Origin of the sequence: Pseudomonas fuscovaginae SE-1 (assembly GCF_000364705.1) — a bacterium.
GTDB classification, from domain to species: Bacteria; Pseudomonadota; Gammaproteobacteria; order Pseudomonadales; family Pseudomonadaceae; genus Aquipseudomonas; species Aquipseudomonas fuscovaginae_A.
The window spans coordinates 1-20,417 of sequence record NZ_AQOH01000361.1 but is presented as its reverse complement, the minus strand read 5'-3'; the positions used below and the strand labels follow the sequence as shown (position 1 = coordinate 20,417).

Below are 20,417 nucleotides of genomic sequence, written 5' to 3'. Positions count from 1 at the left end.
GCGGTATCGGCAGCAGCCTGTGCGAGCATCTGCTGCAGGCGCCGGGACGGCGGGTGATCGTGCTTTCCCGTCGCGGCGCACGCCCGCAGAGCCTGGACGCCCACGGCGATCGGGTCGAGGTGGTGCGGGCCGACATCGCCGACCTGGCGCGCTGGCCGGGGATCGTCGAGCAGTTGGCGCGGCGCCATGGCGAGCTGGCGGGCGTGATTCACGCGGCGGGCATCGGTGCCGGCAGCCTGATCCGCCATCGCGATGCCCGGCAGATGGACAGCGTCATGGCCGCCAAGACCCTCGGCATGCTGGCGGTGGAAATGCTGATTGCCCGCCTGTCGCCGGGTTTCGTGCTGTACTGCTCGTCGATGTCGGCGCTGCTCGGCGGTGCCGGGCACCTGGACTACGCCGCCGCCAGCGGTGTCATGGACGGCTTCGCCCATTACCAGCCGGAGGCCGCCAGCCGTTGCGTGCGTCTGGGCATCAACTGGGATATCTGGCGCGAGCGCGGCATGGCGACCGCCGTGAGTGCCGGTGACGAGGCACATCAGCGGCATCTGGCGGTCGGTTTGTCGGTCGAGGAGGGGGGACAGGTGTTCGATCTGGCGCTGGCACTGCAACTGCCGCAGTGCCTGGTCTCGACCACCTCGATCGAGGCGTCGCGCCAGTTCTACCCGCGGCGGCATGACGCGGTCATTTCCGAAGCCGGCACCGCTGCGGTCGCAGGCGCTCCGGAGTTGGCCAGCCACCTGCGCGAGTGCCTGTGCCAATGGCTCGGTACCGAGACGTTGGAGGACGAGGATTCGCTGTATGAACTGGGCGCCGACTCGCTGACGCTGCTCGACCTGATCGACGAGGTCCAGGCGCGGTTCGGGGTCGGCCTGCAACTGTCGCAGTTCAGCCACAAGGTCAGCCTGCATGAAATCATTGCGTTGATCGAGGGCGGTGCTGCCAGGACGGCTGTCGTCGACTGGCCGCAGGCGGTACAGCTCGATATCTGGAATAACGGTGATGGCCACGACTGGCTGTGCCTGGTGCATCCGGTGGGGGGGGATGTCCAGGCCTATCGGGAGTTGGCGGCGGCCTTGCCCGACTCGCTGGGTGTCTGTGTGATCGCCGATCCGCTGCTGCAGCATCCGCAGTTGCCGGCACTCACCATCGAGCAGCGCGCTGCCCGCTACCTGGGGGTCTTGCAGGCCCGATTCCCGCGCCAGTCCTGCAACTGGCGACTGGCCGGCTGGTCATTCGGCGCCTGGGTGGTCCAGGCCATGTGTGCCCAGATCCGAACGATGGGCCTGGAGCCGCCGTTACTGTATCTGATCGACCCGCCGGCGCCGGATGCGGGGGCCGAGCTGGCACGGATGGACGACGGGCATGTCGAGCAGGTGTTCCAGCGCGAGTTTTCCCTGCGCTGGCCGCAGGCGATCGGGCAGGGCCTGTCCGAGGAAATGCAGGGCTACCTGCGGCGCCTGACCACCTGCTGCAGGCACAACATGGCGAGCATGGGCTCCTTCACACCGCCGGTGCTGCCGGATACGCCGGCCCGGCTGTTCGTCGCCACGCAGGCCAACCCCTATGGCGTCGGCCGCGCCTGGCAGGCCGATCAGTTGCGGGGCGCCTGGCAGGCCCTGTTGCCGCGGATGCTCGATTGGCAGGCGTTGGATACCGACCACTACGGCATTGTCGCGGGGCAATGGGCACGCCTGATCGGCGAAACGATCGGCCTGGGAGGTGGACATGTCGCTTGAGCAGAACACCGACTGGCTGCAGGAGTTGATGGCGGTGCTGCTCGACGGGCAGCCCGAGGATTGGGCCCGACGCTGGAGCAACGAACTGCAGGCGGCGCTGGCGGGATTCGGCGGGCCGCCGCCTTTTCGCCTGATGCATGTCTGGCAGGCCGAGACGGTGTTGCCGGAGCTGCTGGAAGCGGGCATCGAGGGTCTCGGCGCCGCTGACCTGAGTGCGTTGCAGCAGTTGCATCGGCGCGCGGCCCTGGGGCTCAACGGGCGGCGTGGCGAATGGCTGGCGGCATTGAAGCCGATCTTGCCGGCGCTGTATCGCCAGGCCTTTCCCTATGCCGCCGGGTATGCCCGGGCCCATGAGATCGCCATGGCCTACGCCACCGCGCCGGCCAACACGGCGATGATTGCCGAGCATTTCGGCGATGCCCTGGCCTACGCCGACTACTACGCCCAATTGAGCACAGAGGCCAACGCGGCCGCATTCGCCGATGCCAACAGCCGGGCCTACGGGCGAATCGCGGCGGCTGTCTATGCCGACAACGATGCCCGGGCCTACGCCGGGATCTGCGCCGGCGCGACGCGGGTCTGTGCCCTGGTCCGGGCCGGACGTGAAGCACAGGGGGCCGAAGCCCATGGGCAGGTGCTGCAACGGCTGGCCGAAGGGTTGAGTCGCTGTCTGATCGAGGCGGCTCCGGCCGCTCGGGGTTATTTTTCTGGAGAACAACATGAACAGTGAAACGGAAATGTTCGACGTCGTCATCAACCACCAGGGCCAGTATTCCATCTGGCCGCGGGGCAAGGACATGGCCATCGGCTGGAGCGCCACCGGGGCCGGTGGCGAGCGCCAGGCCTGCCTGGACTACATCGACGAGCACTGGACCGACATGCGTCCGCGCTCGCTGCGCGAGCCGCGCAACTGACGGCCGGCCCGGTGCATCGGTCAATCACGGGAACAACTCGAAAAAGGTGAGGGAACATGGATCAGTGGGCATTGAAGGCGGTCGAGAGGATCGCCGGCGAACGTCGGGCGCCTTACCAGCACATCACGGTGGACCGGCTGACGCCGATCATCGGTGCCCAGATCGGCGGGGTCGACCTGTCCCGGGCGCTGTCGCCCGAACAACTGGCCGAGATACGCCGGGCCTTTCTGGAAAATCATGTGCTGGTGTTTCGTGACCAGCACCTGAGCGTCGAGCAGCACAAGGCCTTCGGCCGCCTGTTCGGCGAGTTGCGCGCCTTGCCGCTGGAGGACATCGACGGCGACGATGCCGAGCTGGTGGTCATCCGCGCCACGGCGCAGTCACGCTTCGTCGCCGGGGAAGCCTGGCATACCGACGGGACGGCGGACCTGGCGCCGTCGATGGGGTCGATGCTGTACATCAAGGAAACTCCGGCCATCGGTACCGGTGGTGACACATTGTTCGCCAACATGCACCTGGCGCTGGATATGCTTTCGCCGACCCTGCAGGGTTTTCTCCAGGGGTTGACGGCCATCCATGATGGGGCGATTCCGTGGAAGGGCTACCAGGCGCCGGAAGGCTTGCCCCGGACCGAACACCCGGTGGTGGTGCGTCATCCGCAGACCGGGCGCAAGACGTTGTTCGTCAATTCGGGGTTCACCTCGCATATCGTGCAACTGTCCGAGGGGGAAAGCCGGGCGCTGCTGGACCTGTTGTTCGGCGTGGTGGCCCGCGAGCCGATCCTCACCTGCCGGGTACGCTGGGAGCCCAACACCCTGGTGTTCTGGGACAATCGCTGCACCCAGCACCATGCGGTGTGGGACTATTTCCCGCATTCGCGCTATGGCGAACGGGTCACTATCCTCGGCGAGCAGCCGCAGCCCTATACCGGAACCTGACACCCTGTGGGAGCGGGGTCTCCCACAAACGAAGCAGGATTTGCGCTGTGTCAGGCGGCGAGTCGGGGAAGCAGCGCTTCGACGATCAGCTCCCCGAACGCCAGGTTGCCGTGCAGCGGGTCGTCGACTTCGCAGAACCGCGGATGCTGCCAGCCATCCTCGCCATTGGCCGCTGCCCGTACATCGACCAGCTCGACGCCCAGCTCGCGAAACCGTCGAATCAGCACCTCCTGTGCCGGGAGGAATACCCGCGGATCGGAAAACTCCGGCACACGCTGCGGCGGCAGGACCACCAGCACCCTGACCCCCATCGCCAGCACCCGCTCGTAAAAGGCCAGGGCATGCCGACTCATTTGCTCGATGATCGACTCGAACAGGGCCCCGTCCAGAAACCCGGCATCGAACTCGCCGCGCTCGTCCTGGTAGCAGTGCCAGTTCGGTCGACTGGCGAGAAAGTGCACGCTCATGCCCAGTGTACTGACCAGCGGGACCGACAGTTCCCCCAACCGGGCCACTCCGGCCAGTTCGAGGGCCTGGCGATAGCGCTGGTCCATGTCCCCGTCACGAAACCCCACGTCCCCCGGTCGCGACACCAGGAAATCGACGTTGAAATCCCGTCCGGCCCCCAGCGGCCCACCGCAGGCCGTCAACCCGCGGGCCTGCGCCGCCTTGCCGATCGGCCCGGCGTTGGAGTCGCCCAGCAGCAGGAAACTAGGGCTTGGCGTAGTAGTCGAGTACGGCGTCTTCACAAACAAGGTCCTCGCTGGGCAGATGAACGATCGCAGGGGCAGGCGCCACCGGCGGTTGGCCGTTCAGGGCGCTGAAGAACCGGTGCATGACGAACGCCACCCCTTCGGCCGTGACCTCGCGCTGGTTGGCCTGGTAGAAGGCGGCCTTGAACGGCGTGCCGGTGATGATTTCGTAGGAGGGGAAGTAGTCGACGTCCGCCTGTTCCTCGCACAACTGGCCGGCCACCGCGCGCAACACCGACTTGGAGTAGGTGGTGGCGGTCAGGACGTGCTGGCCGGTCGCGGTGGCGGTCAACGGCACCGGCGACACGGTCAGCAGCACCCGGATCCGTGGATTCACCGAACGCAACAGTTCGAGCGCCGTCTTCATCTCCCGGTAGCTGTCGACAAAACCGAAGTTGCGCAGGGCATGGGCCTGTGGATCGAAAGTCCCCTGCAACGTGCCGGGACAGACCGGGTACACCAGGCCGGTGCGCCGGTCCACCCAGGCCTCGGTCAGTCCCAGGGTGAAAACGAAGACCTTGGCCCGCTGCAACGCCGTCTTCATCGCCGCCAGGGTGACCTGCCGGGCCTCCAGCAGCGCCTGCCGGCTGGCATGGCCTTCGGGCTCGACCACCGGCCGCATGGGATCGAAGAAACGCCCATCGCGATGCCAGACCTCCTCGGGCATATCCTTCAGACCCAGGCACCACTCCAGCCACTGGCGCAGCATCGCCGGGGTATAGAGGTTGCCGGTGCGAAAGGAGAACACGCCATAGTGCCGAGCCTTGCTCTCGGCTTCCGACAGACCTGCCGGCGCCGGTTCGCTGTCGACCCAGTTCATCCCGCGCTCGACCAGCGCCCGGCCGATATGCTGGGCAAAGCAGGAGCCGGCGGTGACGATGGCATCGTCGCGTTCGATGTCGAATTGCGGCAGCCACAGTTCGCTCATGCTCTCCGCGGTCTGTTGGGCCACGGCGCTGCGCCAGAATGAGCGAGAAGCCAGCAGTTGGTAAGGATTCATCCCTGGGTCACTCCGAATGGGGCCTGGTAGAGGGTGATCATGTCGTCGGCTCCAGCGCACGGGTCGGCTGGCCAGCGTCCAGCGCCCGGTAGCCGAGCAGGCCGATGGGCAGGCAGGCCAGCGCCAGGGCCGAGAACAGCACCACGCCGCCAAAATGGCTGATCACCAGCGCCCCGAGCAGAGGCGCCAGCGCCGAGCCGAGCCCGGCCAGCATCGAGATGCCGATGAAACTGCCGCGCATGCCGGGCGGTGCGAGGCGGTCGATCAGGGTGGCGAACAACGGCATGACGATGATCTCGGCCAGCGTGGCGCAACCGATCGCCAGTATCCAGCCGTACCAGAGCGCGTCGGTGTTCAGGGCGATGATCGCGTGGCCGATCATCAGGCAGCCGAGTGCCAGGATATAGGCGCGCTTGTCGGCCAGGTTCATCAGCCAGCCCATCAGGAACAGATGAAACACCAGCACCACCGAAGCGTTGGTCACGTTCAGGCTGGCGATCACGCCATTGATGTCCTCGACCTTGAGCGCCAGCAGGTAGAAACTCAGCGACTCGTCGACCTGGGCGTAGACCAGCACCAGGAAAAAGTTGGCGACGATGATGGTCAGGAACAGCCGGTTGCCGAGGATCGCCCGCAGTACCTGGCGCAAGGGCGGCGAGACGGATTCCTGCCCGGACAGGTGAGGGGCCTGCTGCCGATAGCGGGCGGCGGCGAAGACCACCAGGGCGAGCAGGCCGTAGGCGCAGGCGGCGAACGGAAACACCGCGTCGCTCTCGCGGTTGGCGAACCACATGCCGATCAGCGGCCCGCTGGCCGCTGCGCAATTGACCACGTAATAGCGGATATGAAAAAGGAAGGTGCGCTCATCGTCGGTGGCGACGGTATCGCTCAGCAATACCCGCAGCAACGGTTCGAGAATGCTGTGGGCGACGGCCATGCCGATGATCGCGACGAAGTAGCTGGTCTGCCCGGGCGCCAGGCCCATCGACAGGAAGCAGCCGGCCCCCAGGGCGCAGCCGAAACCCATCAGGTTGCGGGCATTGAAGGTGTCGCCGAGAAAGCCGCTGAGCGGCGAGAGGGCAATGCTGATCAACGCGCCCAGGGCCAGTTGCGCGCCGATATCGGTGATCGGCGTGCCGAAGCGTCGGTTCATCGCCACCACGATGAACGGCCAGACCATGAACGAGGCGACCCGCGACAGGCCGATGCCGAGCAGCAGCCAGCGGGTGGCCGCAGGCAGGGCCCACAAGGTCTTCCATAGGGCGGGTTTCTGGCGCAGATCCATCTGGCTCGTCTCGGCAGCAAACAGGAAACCGCCCGAAGGCGGGGCCTGTCCATTGAAGAGGGCCAGGCGCCGATATGCAAGCCTTTGGAGGCATATCGGCGACTTTCTATACGTCAGTGACGAAAGCGGCCGTCAAGGCCGCTCACCTCAGTGTGGCGCGCGGGGAATGGTCTTGAGCAGATCGGCCGGGCTGATATGGCCGACCACGGCGCTGCCCGGTTGTGGCAGGTCGAGGATGTGGCCCTTGATCTTGCCGATGATGTGCATCTCGCAAGGCTTGCAGTCGAACTTCAGGGTCAGCACTTCGTCACCCTGGATCAGTTGCATCGGCGCGACCTTGGTCCGCACACCCGTGACGCCCTTGGCCTGTTTCGGGCACAGGTTGAAGGAAAAACGCAGGCAGTGCTTGGTGATCATCACCGGCACCTCACCGGTTTCCTCGTGGGCCTCGAACGCCGCGTCGATCAGCTTGACCCCGTGGCGGTGATAGAAGTCACGGGCCTTCTGGTTGTAAACGTTGGCCAGGAAAGACAGGTGCGACTCCGGGTACACCGGTGGCGGGCTGGTCTCGGCCTTGCGTCCGCCGCGCGGATGAGCGGCGACGCGAGCTTCGGTCAGGGCTTCGATCACTTCGCGGCGCAGGCTCTTGAGCTGCGAGTTGGGGATGAAATAGGCCAGTGGTGCATCGAGTTCGATGGCGGTGGCGTGGTATTGGGTGGTACCCAACTGTCCAAGCAGGTCGCGCAGTTGCTCCAGGGCCTGCTCCGGCTTGTTCGCCAGGCCGAACGGACCGTCCAGGGCGACACTGGCGCTGACGCCTTCCTCGCTGGTGGCGGTCAGTTCCAGACGTTCTTCGCGCAGGCGGACCGTCCAGTCGACGCCGACCCGACGCTCGGCGGAGGTCTTGAGCAAGGCCTGCTGCCAGTTGTGGTCGAGGTTGCGGTTCAGCGGATGGTTCGGGCGCAGGCGGTGCATGCCCTCTGGCATCTCATTCGGTTCGACGCGATAGCGGTAGCGTTTTTCACCGTCCTCCTCGAACTCGCCGCGTGGTTCGGCGACGTTGGCGCGAAAGCCGACCACTTCACGCTTGATCAGCACGTTGAGGCCATCACCGTTGGACAGCGGCTCGCGGGTCACCACCTGCAGGTCGCGCTTGCCGGCTTTTTCCACCACACCCACCGGCAGGCCGGTGAAGGTCGGGGTGTCGAAGGCGCCGATATCGATCTTGCGGTCGCTGACGAAGTAGTCGGTGCTGCCGCGATGGAAGGTCTTTTCCGGGTCCGGCACGAAGAAGTGCGCGGTGCGGCCGCTGGAGGCGCGGGCCAGGTCCGGGCGGCCTTCGAGAATGTCGTCCAGGCGCTGGCGGTAGTAGGCGGTGATGTTCTTCACATAACCCATGTCCTTGTAGCGGCCCTCGATCTTGAACGAGCGCACGCCGGCTTCGACCAGGGCGCGCAGGTTGGCGCTCTGGTTGTTGTCCTTCATCGACAGCAGGTGTTTCTCATAGGCGACCACGCGACCCTGGTCGTCCTTGAGCGTGTAGGGCAGGCGGCAGGCCTGGGAGCAGTCGCCGCGGTTGGCACTGCGACCGGTCTGTGCATGGGAAATGTTGCACTGGCCGGAGAAGGCCACGCACAACGCGCCGTGGATGAAGAATTCGATGGCCGCGTCGGTCTCGTCGGCTATCGCGCGGATTTCCTTGAGGTTCAGCTCGCGGGCCAGCACCAGTTGCGAGAAACCGGCCTGGTCGAGGAACCTGGCCCGCTCCAGGGTGCGGATGTCGGTCTGGGTGCTGGCGTGCAGCTCGATCGGCGGGATATCCAGCTCCATCACGCCCAGGTCCTGGACGATCAGCGCGTCGACGCCGGCCTCGTAGAGTTCGTGGATCAGCTTGCGCGCCGGCTCCAGCTCGTTGTCGTGCAGGATGGTATTGATGGTCGTGAAGACCCGCGCGTGATAACGACGGGCGAACTCCACCAACTGGGCGATATCGCTCACTTCGTTGCAGGCATTGTGACGGGCGCCGAAGCTCGGGCCGCCGATATACACGGCATCGGCCCCGTGCAGGATGGCTTCGCGGGCGATGGCCACGTCGCGGGCGGGGCTGAGCAATTCCAGGTGATGCTTGGGTAGGGACATGTTTTTCTAGTCAGGCTGCACGGTCAAGGCGTGCATTGTAGCGGCGAAACGCTTGGCCGGCATCCGTTGCCGCCGGGTGGAAGGACACATCGCCGTTGCGGGAGCCGGCGGGCTCCCACAGGGATCGCGCAATGACCGGGGAAGTGCGCAATCCACGGGGGGTGTCAGGCCTTCGCCGCCATTGCGGTGACTTCCACCTTCATGCCCTCGACTCCCAATGCCGCCACGCCAATCGCCGCGCGCACCGGCCAGGGCTTGACGAAGAAACGCTTGTAGACCTCATTGAACGCTGGGCGATCGGCGATATCGGTCAGGTAGATGGTCAGGTGCAGCACCCGGTCCAGCGAACTGCCGGCTTTTTCCAGTGCCACCTTCAGCGCCTGCAGCGTGCATTCGCTCTGCCGGGTGATATCGCCCAGTTCCAGGCTGCCGTCGGCACGGGTCGGGATCTGGGTGGACACCAGCAGGCCGCCGAAACCGGCAACGTCAGAGGAAATCGAGTCCGCGTCGGGATCGGGCAGGAAGGTCAGGTCTTGATTGGCCATGGGGGGTCTCTTGTTCGGGGGCAAAGGGAAGGGCGAGCGCAGGGGCTGCCCGTTGATCGTCAGCCCGACAGTATAAGCGCGACCGGCCGGCACCGGTACCGCATGGCCCGGACGAGTGATTGCGCAGGCCGGGAAATAGTCACTTGCATGATAGAAGTTTGCATGAAATATTATGATCATAATTTTTCATTGCCAGTGATAGAGGTCCGTTCGCCATGGGCACCCAAGTCCATATTGCCCCCGAAAATACAACGGTCGCCGCCCCGGCGCGGCGCAAGCGGCTGCTGCGCCTGGCGGTGCTCGCGGTGGCGGTGGCCGGCGCCATCGTCTATGGCGGTCACTGGTGGCAGACCGGACGCTTCGTCGAAGACACCGAGGATGCCTACGTCGGTGCCGAAGTGACGGTGATCAGCGCCAAGGTGCCGGGCTATATCACCGAGGTCGCGGTCAGCGACAACCAGTTCGTCAAGGCCGGTGACCTGCTGGCACGGATCGATGTGCGCGACTACCGCACCGCCCTGGCCAAGGCCGAAGGCGCCGTGGCCGCCCAGCGAGCCGGCCTGGCCAATCTGGATGCCACCGAACAGTTGCAGCAGGCGCTGATCAGCCAGGCTCGCTCGCAGATCGATGCCAGCGAGGCCGAGGCCCGGCGTGCGCACGACGACCATGCGCGCTACCAGACGCTGGTGCGCAGCCTGGCGGTCTCCGTCGAAAGTGCGCAGCGTGCCGACGCCACCTGGAAGACCGCCCAGGCGGAACGGGCAAGAGCCGAAGCCGGGTTGCTCGCCGCGCAACGTCAACTGGCCGTGATCGACACCCAACGCCAACAGGCCCGGGCCATGCTGGAGCAAGCGCAAGCCGAGCGCGACCAGGCCCGGTTGAACCTCGACAATACCGAGCTGCGGGCCCCGGTGGACGGCTATGTCGGCAACCGCCGGGCCAAGGTCGGCGCCTATGCGGCGGCCGGCAGCCAACTGGTCGCCGTGGTGCCGGCCCATGGCCTGTGGGTGGACGCCAACTTCAAGGAAGACCAGTTGGCACGGATGCAAGTCGGCCAGGCGGTCAGCATCAAGGCCGATATTCTCCCCGGCCGGGAGTTCCACGGGCACATCGAAAGCCTGGCACCTGCCACCGGGGCCCAGTTCAGCGTGTTGCCACCGGAGAATGCCACCGGCAACTTCACCAAGATCGTCCAGCGGGTGCCGGTGCGAATTCGCCTCGACGGCAGCGACGCCGACTTCGGCGCGCTGCGTCCGGGCCTGTCGGTGTTCACCGAGGTGAACACCCGCGAGCAGCCGCACCTCGGGCCCACCGTCGCCCAGGCCAGCCAACCATGAGCGGCGAAGGGCCGACGCTGAGCACGCGGCAGAAGGTCGCCGCCTTCGCCTGCATGTGCCTGGGGATGTTCATCGCCCTGATCGACATCCAGATCGTCTCCGCCTCGCTGCGCGATATCGGTGGCGGCCTGTCCGCCGGCGCGGACGACACCGCCTGGGTACAGACCGCCTACCTGATCGCCGAGATCATCGTGATCCCGCTGTCCGGCTGGCTGTCGCGGGTGATGAGCACCCGTTGGCTGTTCGCCGCTTCCGCCGCCGGTTTCACCCTGACCAGCCTGCTGTGCGCAGTGGCCTGGAACATCCAGAGCATGATCGCCTTTCGCGCGCTGCAGGGTTTTCTCGGTGGCTCGATGATCCCGCTGGTGTTCACCACCGCCTTCATCTATTTCAACGGCAAGCAGCGCATCATCGCCGCCTCGACCATCGGTGCCATCGCCTCGCTCGCGCCGACCCTGGGCCCGGCGGTCGGTGGCTGGATCACCGATATTTCCTCCTGGCACTGGCTGTTCTACATCAACCTGCTGCCGGGCCTGTTCGTGACCCTCAGCGTGCCGCTGCTGGTACGGATCGACCAGCCGAACCTGGCGTTGCTCAAGGGCGCCGACTACCTGGGCATCGTGCTGATGGCGGTCTTCCTCGGCTGCCTGGAATACACCCTCGAGGAGGGGCCACGCTGGAACTGGTTCAGCGACAGCACCATTACCCTGACGGCCTGGATCGCATTGGCCAGCGGGGTGCTGTTCATCTGGCGCTGCTTGGAAATCGACGAACCGATCGTCGACCTGCGCGCCCTTGGCGAGCGTAACTTTGCCCTCGGTTGCCTGTTTTCCTTCATTACCGGCATCGGTATCTTCGCCACTATCTATCTGACTCCGTTGTTCCTAGGCCGGGTGCGCGGCTACGGTGCGCTGGATATCGGTGTCGCGGTGTTCTCCACCGGCATCTTCCAGTTGCTGGCGATTCCGGTGTACGCGTTGCTCGCCAGCCGCATCGATCTGCGCTGGATCCTGATGCTCGGCCTGGCACTGTTCGGTCTGTCGATGTGGAACTTCGCGCCGATCACCCATGACTGGGGCGGCAAGGAACTGCTGCTGCCCCAGGCAATACGCGGGTTTGCCCAGCAATTGACCGTCGCGCCGACCGTGACGCTGACCCTGGGGTCATTGGCACCGGGCCGGCTCAAGCTCGCCTCGGGCCTGTTCAACCTGATGCGCAATCTCGGCGGCGCGATCGGTATCGCCGCCTGCGCCACCGTGCTCAATGATCGCAGCAATCTGCATTTTCTGCGCCTGGCGGAACATCTGAACAGCCGTAACGAAGAGATGAATCTCTGGCTCGAACAATTGAGTGGCAGTGCTCAGGTGCTTGGCCAGAACAGTCTGGATGCCGGTCAGGTCGCGTTGCGCCAGCTCTGGGCCCTGACCTGGCGAGAGGCCCAGACGCTGACTTATGCCGACGCATTTCTGGTGATCATGATGTGCTTTATTCTGGCGACGGCGTTGGTGCCGTTGATGCGCAAGGTTCAGCCGCCGCGGCCGTCTGCGGATGGGCATTGATCGGGTGCGAGAAACGGGGGGAGGGCGCAGGTGGGGGTACATATCCGTTTGCGCGTTTAGCTGATGTTTTGGTTTCACCCTTTGAACCGCCCCACGCCCTCAAACGATTCCAGGTGGAAGAACTCGCTCTTGAGCGTGTGGACCTGCTGGCACGCCAGCCCCTGGTCACCATGGCCAATCCCTAGCGCTTTCGGCGACGCATCGGCAAGACCTTCCCCGATGCGGGTTGCGGCACGCCGCGCAGGCTCGACACCTGCTCGCCATCGGTCGCGATGGCCTGGGCGAGCAGAGCCTGAGGCGCAGTCGAACGAGCATGCCGGTACGCAGGCTTCAATCGACAAGAATGATCTTCGACACCAGCTCGACGCTGTTCCTGGCCTGGAGTTTCTTCATCAGCCGGGCACGGTGGACTTCGACGGTGCGATGGGAAATCTGCAGCTTCTTCGCCACTTCCTTGCAGGTCAGGCCCTTGACGATATGCATCGACACTTCACGTTCGCGGGGCGTGAGGTCCACTGCGATACGCTGCATCCGCCCCAGGCGCTCCAGGTGCCAGACGATCAGCTTGAACGGATCGCTCGGGGTCAGGGTATAGCCCTCTGACCTGGCCCAGAACACCTCGCCGTCCTTGCGTTGCAGCAGGCGTTCATCGGAGTAGGAACCGCTCTTGCTGCGCCGCAAGCCGTTGCGACTGCGATTGCCGAAGACTCTGTAGTCCGCCTGGGAAGGGTGGATCAAGAGGGTCAATTGCCCCAGCAGTTCTTCGCGCGAGTAGCCGAACAGTTCCAGGAAGGCGGCGTTGCAGTCAAGTATCACGCGGTCGCCGGTGATCAACTGCGGCGCGGGGGACGCCATGAATGCCAGGCGCTGGAGATCCTGTTGTTGCACGATAGCGCTCATTGGCATCCTGATTCGGTGGGGCGTTGTTATTGATGAGCCCAAGGCTGGCTTACGTACCCCATGTACGTAGTTGTACCAACTGGCGAGCGATCCCGTTGGTGCTCCATTGTAATCGATGCTCCAGCCAATCCAAGAAGGAAATCGCCATGATCCATGACCGTGTCCCCATTGTCGCGGCCAGCTGTTTGCCTTTCGCGTGCCCCCACGATGGTGCCGTCAACAGGGAAAAGGCCCGCACCCCGCTTCTCCAGGCCGGCAGGAGCTGAGCAATGAATATCGCCAACTGGCTGGATGACGCCGGCCGACGTTGTCCGCGGCGGCCGGCCTTGTTCGAGGGAATGCGGGAGGTTGCCGACTATGGCACTTTCGCCGCACTGGTCAGGCATCGCGCCGCCTATCTGACTGGCGAGCACGGCATCGTTCCCGGCGACCGCATCGCATTGTTCATGCCCAACTGCTGCGAATACCTCGAACTGCTCTTCGCCATCTGGTGGGTCGGTGCGGTAGCGGTGCCGATCAACTGTAAATTGCACCCCAGCGAAGCCAGCTGCATCATCGGCGACGCCCAGGCCCGGCTGATCTTTACCGACAATGGCAGGCTGTTCCCACGCGAGGCCTTGCCCCGGGGATGCCGGGAGCTTGAGCGGGAGGACATGGGGACGCTCGCTCCGCTGGATTCGATGCTGCCGGACACGCCTTGTCCACGGCAGGACGACGACCTGGCCTGGCTGTTCTATACCTCGGGCACCACCGGGCGGCCCAAGGGGGTGATGCTCAGCCATGGCAATCTCATCGCTACCTCGTTGTGCTATCAGCTTGATGTCGATCCGGTCGCCGCCGAGGATGCCATGGTTTATGTCGGGCCGATGTCCCATGGTTCCGGCCTTTTCAGTTGCATCCATGTGCGCCGCGGTGCCCGTCATGTGGTTCCGGACTCCCGCGGTTTCAATGCCGATGAGTTGTTCCAACTGGCCGGACGGCTGGGGCCTGTCAGTGTCTTCGTGGCACCGGCCACGCTGCGGCAGATGGTCGAGCAGGCCCGCCGCCAGGGGTATGGCGGCGAGGGCATCAAGACCATTGTCTATGGTGCTGCGCCCATGTACCTGGCGGACCTGGAGGACGCGCTCGATACGTTCGGCCCGCGGCTGGTGCAGGTTTACGGTCAGGGCGAAAGCCCGTTGATCAGCAGCTTGTCCCGTGAGGTGATCGCGGCTCGTAGCGACCTCGACTGGTCCAGGCAGGCCGCGTCCGTGGGGCGCGCCCAGACGTGCCTGGAGCTCCGTGTGCTGGACGCCGGACATGAGCCGCTGCCGTGCGGACAGTTGGGGGAAATCGCTGTGCGTGGACCCACGGTCATGGGTGGCTACTGGGGCACCGACCTGGCAACGCGGCGGGCCCTGGTGGATGACTGGCTACTGACCGGCGACGTGGGCTTTATCGACGATTCCGGGTACCTCACGCTCACCGACCGGGCCAGGGATGTGATCATCAGTGGCGATGGCAACGTGTATCCGCGGGAGGTCGAGGAAGTGCTGGCGCAACATCCGCAGGTCTTCGATGTCTGCGTGGTGGGGCAGTCCGATGGCGTACGGGGCGAGTCGGTGGTGGCCTTTGTCGTGCCTCATGGCGGCGGGACGCTCGACGAGGCCTCGCTCGATGCCTGGTTCATCCAGCGTATGGCGGCCTTCAAGAAACCGAACCGGTACATCCTCTGCAGCGCATTGCCCCGGAACAACGTCGGCAAGGTACTCAAGACCGAGCTGCGCCAGTGGTTGAAGCGTCATGTCGGTGAGCCCTGCATTCCCTGACGGGATCCGCGGCGGCGATGTCGAGGCAGACCCAGGCCTGCCTCGAGCCATTTTCAACCCATCACAGGTTGCTGCCGCGTTCCAGCCAGCCGCCACCCAGTGCCTTGTACAGATTCACCTCGGCGCTCAGTTGCGCCAGTCGGTCGGTGATCAGGGTCTGCTGGGAACTGAACAGGGAGCGCTGGGCATCGAGAAAGGTCAGGCTGTTGTCGACGCCAACGCGATAACGTCGTTCCGCCAGGCGATAATAGGTCTGGTTGGCCTGCACCAGATCGCTCTGCGCCTGCAACTGGTCCTTGTAGGTCTGGCGGGCCGCCAGGCCATTGGAGACCTCCTGGAAGGCGGTCTGGATCGATTTCTCGTACTGCGAAACGCGGATATCCTTCTGGATCTTCGCGTAGTCCAGGCTGGCCCGCAGACTGCCGGCGTTGAAAATCGGCAGGTTGATCTGCGGCTGGAACAGCCAGCTTCCCGAACCGCTCTTGAACAGCCCCGACAATTCCTTGCTGGAGGTGCCGGCGTTGGCGGTCAGGGTGATGCTCGGGAAGAACGCCGCGCGAGCGGCACCGATGCTGGCGTTGGCCGACTGCAACTGGTACTCGGCCTGAAGGATGTCCGGGCGCCGTTGCAGCAGGTCCGAAGGCAGGCCCGCCGGCAGCTCGGCGATCCAGTCGGCGGCCAGCGGCTGGCTGGACGCAGTGTCCGTCACCGGCGTGCCCACCAGCAAGGTCAGGTTGTTGAGGTCCTGGGCGACCTGGCGCTGGAACGTCGCCAGACTGGCCCGGGCGCTTTCCACCGACGTGCGCGACTGGCTCAGGGCAATGGCCGAGGCCGTACCGACCTGATTGCTGTGTTCGGTCAGCCGCAGGCTCTGCTCGTAGGACGCCAGCGTATCCCGGGTCAAGGCCAGCAGTTGCTGGTCGGCACGCCAGGTCAGGTAGGCATTGGCGACACTGGCGATCAGGCTCAACTGGGTACTGCGGCGGGCCTCTTCGGTGGCCAGGTAGGACAGCAGGGCCTGGTCGGTCAGGCTGCGAACACGCCCGAACAGGTCCAGCTCGTAGGCGCTGATCCCCAGCGTCACCGAGTTGCTATGGGTGATGGCCGGCTTGCCGGCTCCCGAGATGCTGGCCGGCACACGCTGGTGCGTGCCGCTGCCGGTGGCGCTGACCGCCGGGAACAGGTCGGCGCGCTGGATACGGTACTGCGCCTGGAATGCCTCGACATTGAGGGCTGCCACGCGTAAGTCGCGATTGTTGCGCAAGGCGCTTTCTATCAGTTGTTGCAGCGTCGGATCGCGGAACATCTCGCGCCAGCCCATGTCCGCCGCCAGGGGCGCCGCGGGGGCCGTGGCAAGGGCGGATGCGTTGGGGTATTGGGCGGCGACCGGCGCCGCCGGGCGCTGGTAATCCGGAATCAGCGAGCAACCGCTCAGGGTCAGTGCGGCCAGCAGCCAGGGGCTCAGGGACTTGTTCATTCTGCTCCTATCATCCACTTCGCCAATCCGTGTCGTCCGCTGACGCCCAGTTTGGCGGCGGAGCGCTTGAGGTAGGTTTCGATGGAACTGTTCTTGACGCGGAGTTTTTCCGCGATCTCGGGTACGGTGCCGCCGGCCAGCAGGCCCAGGCAGACCTCCTTTTCCCGCGCCGACAATGTGATCTCGCAGGCATTCAGACGCTCGCCGAACTCATGCTGCAGTTGCGTCTGCTCCAGGCCCGAGGCATGGGGTATCTTCTTCCGCGGGTTTCTGGCAGCGGCCTGGCGACAGGCCCGGGCATGCCTTTGCGCCAGCGGTAACAACGTTTCGGAGAGGCATTTCAGGAAGGACAGCTCCTGCAGGGAGTAATCGCGTTCCCCCCGTGGACGGTGCAGTGAGATCACGCAGCAACGGTTGGCCTTGCGTGAAATCAGGCTGCATTGGTGGGAGGTGCCGAGGCAGTTGTTGTCCTTTTCGTTTTTCATCCGGGCATTCAGGTGAATCAGCAGCGCGTCCTGCACCTCCAGCACCCGCTTGACCAGGGGATGGTCGTTGCGGTGCTTGGCGTTGGTCGGACAGACCGCCTGCATCCGCGGGCTCAGCTCGAGGCCCGCATGCCCCAGCAGTTGGACGTCGACCACCGAAGACTGAGTGTCGTCGACGGTCCACTCGCTGAGTTCGACCCGGCTGACAGCCACCGAGGAGTTGATCAACTGATGCATGTTGCTCAGGAATGTCTCGTCCCCGATGCTGGAAATCAGTCTCCCCAGTTCCATATAGATATGGGAGTTCTTTGCTTCTTTGACATTCGTTCGTGGGCTCATATGCTGATCCTGCATATCAGTAACAGCTTGCAATTCTGTCGTCAGGGCGCAGGCAATCCGTCCACCGCCCCTCGACGCTCAAACCATTTCTTGCCTGACACCTGGCAGCCCAGGCATGACGTGTGAATTCATCCACAAAAACGATTCAGTAGCGGATCATCATTAGACGCAGCTACGTAGGATAAGTCTGTAATGGAAAACAGGGACATCCTACGCGGCTGAGTCGGCGCCATTTCAGCCGGCGCCGATTTTCCAGAGTGAAACGCTTTCCCTGATCAGGATGATTGAACCGTACCGTCCTTCAAGGCCCGGGAGATCGCCTGGCCCAGTGCCTCGACATGAGGTGGCTGGACCAGCGTATTGTGCGTTCCGGGCAGTGCCGTGACGCTCGGCGCGACCTCAAGCAGCGAGCCCCAGCCCAACAGCGGATCGTTGCGTTGCTGTCCGCTGGCGGTGAACAGCGAGACCCTGAGCGTGCTGGGCGGGCTGACATAGGCGCCGATGGCCAGGCGTATCGCATAGGCCACCGCGAGATGGCCGCGCAACAGCCCGGCATCGACGTCTCGGGGCAGTTCCTCCGGCAGCAGGCGCTCGGCCATGCACAACGCCAGCATCGCCTCGATGGCATTGTCCTGCGCCAGTGCGGTCAGTTGCCGGTGCACCCGGGGTTCGACCTGTGCGGGCAGCCAGGCCATCAGGAATTGCGCTTCGCTCAGGGACTGCGCCGGCGCCGGGTCGGGACGTGCCGAAGCGTCGATGATGCCGACGAACTCCAACTGCTCGCCAGCGCTTTGCAACTGCCTGGCCATCTCGTAGGCGATCAGGCCACCGGCCGACCAACCCGCGATCCGATAAGGCCCCTGCGGCTGGACCTGGCGAATGGCTGCCAGATAGCGTGCAGCCATGGCCGGCACCTCGTTCAACGGCGTTTCCCCGGCGACCAGGCCGCTGGCGGCGAGACCATAGACCGGCACCTGCGGGTCCAGTACCGACGCCAGATCCCGGGCATACTGCACTTCGCCGCCCAATGGGTGGACCAGGAACAACGGTCGCTGCGAGCCCGTGCGGCGGACAGCCACCAGGTTGCCGTGCTGGCCGGGGCGCGCCTGGCCGTCCAGGGTGCGGGCGAAACCGGCGATGGTCGGCTCGACGAACAGATCGCGTACCGCGATCGGCTTGCCGAGCACCTTGCGCAGGCGTGAGGCCATCTGCACGGCCATCAGCGAAATACCGCCGAGGCTGAAGAAATCGTCATGTCGGCTGACCTGCTCCAGCTTGAACAGCTCCTTCCACAGTTGGGCGATGGCGATTTCCGTGTCACCGCGGGGTGCTTCGTAAGGCCGTGGTTCAGGCCGTTGCTCCTCGACAGGCGCCTCGATCGCCACGGCATGGGCCGAGCGTGGCAGTGCCGGGGTGTTCTGCAGCAACTGGCCGATTGACTGTTGCGCGTCGCTCACCAGATTTTCCAGGACCCTGGTCAATAGCCCGGCGATAGCCTGCACGGTGCCGGTGTCGAACAGATCGCTGGCGTACTGCAGGCTGCCGGCGATCCTTTCTCCCGTGTCCACCAGCGACAACGACAGGTCGAACTGCGTGGTGCGGTGGGCGCTTTCCAGGGAGGCCACCTGTAGTTCGGGCAACTGCAACGGTGCCGGCGGCGTGTTGTCCAGGCTCAGCATCACCTGGAACAACGGGCTGTGGCTCATGCTGCGGGTCGGCTGCAAGGCGCTGACCACCTGCTCGAACGGCAGGTCCTGATGGCTGTAGGCTGCCAGGGTCAGGTCCTTGATCCTGCCGAGCATGTCGCTCACCCGCAGCTCGCGGCCAGCATCGATCCGCAATGCCAGGGTGTTGGCGAAGAAGCCGATCAGCGACTCCAGCTCCGGACGCTGACGGTTGGCGACAGGGGTCCCGACCACCACATCGTGCTGGCCGCTGAGGTGGTGCATCAATACCGACCAGCCGGCCAGCAGCACCATGAACAGCGTGCTGCCCTGGGCCTGGCTGAACGCGCGCAGGTCGGCGCTCAGCTTCGGCGAGAAGACGCAGTCGACGATACCGCCGGCATAACTCTGGATCGCCGGACGCGGTCGATCCAGCGGCAGGCTCAGCAGGCTCGGCGCGCCCTCCAGGTGCTGGCGCCAGAAATCGATCTGGGCCTGCAGCGCCGGGCCGTCCAGGGCCTGGCGCTGCCAGGCGGCATAATCCACGTACTGCAGCGCCAGGGCCGGCAACGGGTCCTGTCGCCCCTGGCTGAAGGCGTTGTACAGCACGCTCACTTCATGGGCCAGGACACTGTTGGACCAGCCATCGGAAACGATGTGGTGCAAGGTGATCAGCAGCACATGTTCCTCGTCCGCCACTTGCAGCAACTGGCCGCGCACCAGCGGGCCCTGGCTCAGATCGAACAGTTGCGTCGCATTGTCCTGACCGAGGCGTTCCAGCGTTGTCTGGCGAGCTTCGTCCGACAGTGCGCGCAGGTCCTGTTGCGTCAGCGGGAAGCGGGTATCGGCCGGGGCGATTTTCTGCAGCGGCTCGCCGTCCACCAGTTCAAAGCGGGTGCGCAGGGTTTCGTGGCGGGCCACCAGGCGATCCAGGGTCGCTTGCAGCGCCGCCTTGTCCAGCCTGCCGGTCAACCGCAGGGCCATCGGCAGGTGGTAGGCGGCACCGGCGGCGTGATCCAGGTGGTCGAGGAACCACAGCCGTTGCTGGGCGAACGACAGCGGCAGCCGACCCGAGCGGTTGGCCCGGGGAATCGACTGGGCTTCGCTCGGGGCGCTGGCGTTGACCAGCGCAGCCAGGCCACGCACGGTCGGGTCGTCGAACAGTTCGCGCAGGCTGATCCGGGCGCCCAGCTTGCGCCGCAGCCGCGACAGCAACTGCACGGCCAGCAGCGAGTGTCCGCCCAGTTCGAGGAAACCGTCATGGCGACCGACCTGATCCAGGTGCAGCAAGCCTTTCCAGATCTCGGCGATGGCTTCTTCGGTCTCGCCTTGCGGGGCCTCGTAGGCCTTGCTCGCCAGGGCGTCCTGGCCGGGAGCGGGCAGGGCACGACGGTCGAGCTTGCCGTTGGCGGTCAGCGGCAGCTTGTCCAGGTGCACGAAGGCACTGGGCACCATGTACTCCGGCAATCCGCCCAGCAAGGCACTGCGCAGGTGCTCGGCCGGCACCGGCTCGCCGCAGACATAGGCGACCAGCCG

At 65.1% G+C, this 20,417-nt stretch carries 16 protein-coding genes; 7 read left to right on the top strand and 9 right to left on the bottom strand.

The window, feature by feature from the left end; translation table 11 throughout:
• From K675_RS0128390 to K675_RS0128375, 4 genes are all read left to right on the top strand, one after another.
• A partial coding sequence (locus K675_RS0128390; protein ID WP_026145609.1) for an SDR family NAD(P)-dependent oxidoreductase occupies positions 1-1,739 on the top strand: 1,739 nt, incomplete at its 5' end.
• A complete protein-coding gene (locus tag K675_RS0128385) occupies positions 1,729-2,469 on the top strand; it encodes a hypothetical protein (RefSeq protein WP_017906844.1) in 741 nt (246 codons plus the stop codon). The genes K675_RS0128390 and K675_RS0128385, both read left to right, overlap by 11 nt.
• The gene (locus K675_RS0128380; RefSeq protein ID WP_017906843.1) at positions 2,459-2,653 is read left to right on the top strand and encodes an MbtH family protein; all 195 of its coding nucleotides are present in this window, start codon (positions 2,459-2,461) and stop codon (positions 2,651-2,653) included. The genes K675_RS0128385 and K675_RS0128380 overlap by 11 nt, the downstream gene beginning before the upstream one ends.
• Before the next feature lie 56 nt (positions 2,654-2,709).
• Positions 2,710-3,591: a TauD/TfdA dioxygenase family protein gene (locus tag K675_RS0128375; RefSeq protein WP_017906842.1), complete on the top strand. Its 882-nt coding sequence runs from the start codon at positions 2,710-2,712 to the stop codon at positions 3,589-3,591.
• 50 nt (positions 3,592-3,641) lie between these two features.
• Here the strand turns inward: K675_RS0128375 and K675_RS0128370 are convergent, their stop codons facing one another.
• The 5 genes from K675_RS0128370 to K675_RS0128350 all read right to left on the bottom strand — a co-directional run bounded on the left by K675_RS0128370 (position 3,642) and on the right by K675_RS0128350 (position 9,312).
• Positions 3,642-4,340, bottom strand: a complete 699-nt coding sequence (locus tag K675_RS0128370; protein WP_026145608.1) for a hypothetical protein — start codon at positions 4,338-4,340, stop codon at positions 3,642-3,644.
• Positions 4,303-5,343 (bottom strand): GSCFA domain-containing protein, encoded by a 1,041-nt coding sequence (locus tag K675_RS0128365; RefSeq protein ID WP_017906840.1) that lies wholly within the window; start codon positions 5,341-5,343, stop codon positions 4,303-4,305. The genes K675_RS0128370 and K675_RS0128365 overlap by 38 nt, the downstream gene beginning before the upstream one ends.
• A 37-nt stretch (positions 5,344-5,380) precedes the next feature.
• Positions 5,381-6,628, bottom strand: coding sequence for an MFS transporter (locus tag K675_RS0128360; protein WP_017906839.1), 1,248 nt, complete (start codon positions 6,626-6,628; stop codon positions 5,381-5,383).
• Between the two features lie 147 nt (positions 6,629-6,775).
• Positions 6,776-8,767 carry a peptidase U32 family protein gene (locus K675_RS0128355; RefSeq protein ID WP_017906838.1) on the bottom strand — a complete coding sequence of 664 codons (1,992 nt, stop codon included), beginning with the start codon at positions 8,765-8,767 and terminating at the stop codon, positions 6,776-6,778.
• A gap of 164 nt (positions 8,768-8,931) precedes the next feature.
• Positions 8,932-9,312: a RidA family protein gene (locus K675_RS0128350; RefSeq protein ID WP_017906837.1), complete on the bottom strand. Its 381-nt coding sequence runs from the start codon at positions 9,310-9,312 to the stop codon at positions 8,932-8,934.
• 215 nt (positions 9,313-9,527) lie between these two features.
• Here K675_RS0128350 and K675_RS0128345 point away from each other — a divergent pair, with 215 nt between their 5' ends.
• Together K675_RS0128345 and K675_RS0128340 are read left to right on the top strand one after the other, a co-directional pair.
• A complete protein-coding gene (locus K675_RS0128345) occupies positions 9,528-10,649 on the top strand; it encodes an HlyD family secretion protein (protein WP_017906836.1) in 1,122 nt (373 codons plus the stop codon).
• Entirely contained in the window at positions 10,646-12,208 is a 1,563-nt protein-coding gene (locus K675_RS0128340; protein WP_017906835.1) for a DHA2 family efflux MFS transporter permease subunit, read from the top strand. Before K675_RS0128345 ends, K675_RS0128340 begins: the two co-directional genes overlap by 4 nt.
• A gap of 330 nt (positions 12,209-12,538) precedes the next feature.
• Here the strand turns inward: K675_RS0128340 and K675_RS0128335 are convergent, their stop codons facing one another.
• Complete coding sequence (locus K675_RS0128335) at positions 12,539-13,108, bottom strand: LuxR C-terminal-related transcriptional regulator (protein WP_017906834.1); 570 nt, start codon at positions 13,106-13,108, stop codon at positions 12,539-12,541.
• A gap of 269 nt (positions 13,109-13,377) precedes the next feature.
• Here K675_RS0128335 and K675_RS0128325 point away from each other — a divergent pair, with 269 nt between their 5' ends.
• Complete coding sequence (locus tag K675_RS0128325) at positions 13,378-14,916, top strand: class I adenylate-forming enzyme family protein (RefSeq protein WP_017906832.1); 1,539 nt, start codon at positions 13,378-13,380, stop codon at positions 14,914-14,916.
• A 61-nt stretch (positions 14,917-14,977) separates the two neighbouring features.
• Here the strand turns inward: K675_RS0128325 and adeC are convergent, their stop codons facing one another.
• From adeC to K675_RS31560, 3 genes are all read right to left on the bottom strand, one after another.
• Complete coding sequence (gene adeC / locus K675_RS0128320; protein WP_017906831.1) at positions 14,978-16,393, bottom strand: AdeC/AdeK/OprM family multidrug efflux complex outer membrane factor; 1,416 nt, start codon at positions 16,391-16,393, stop codon at positions 14,978-14,980.
• Entirely contained in the window at positions 16,390-17,217 is an 828-nt protein-coding gene (locus K675_RS0128315) for a helix-turn-helix transcriptional regulator (RefSeq protein WP_026145607.1), read from the bottom strand. The genes adeC and K675_RS0128315 overlap by 4 nt, the downstream gene beginning before the upstream one ends.
• 275 nt (positions 17,218-17,492) lie before the next feature.
• Positions 17,493-20,417, bottom strand: a 2,925-nt coding sequence (locus K675_RS31560) for a condensation domain-containing protein (RefSeq protein ID WP_037007347.1), incomplete at its 5' end; no start/stop codon positions are given.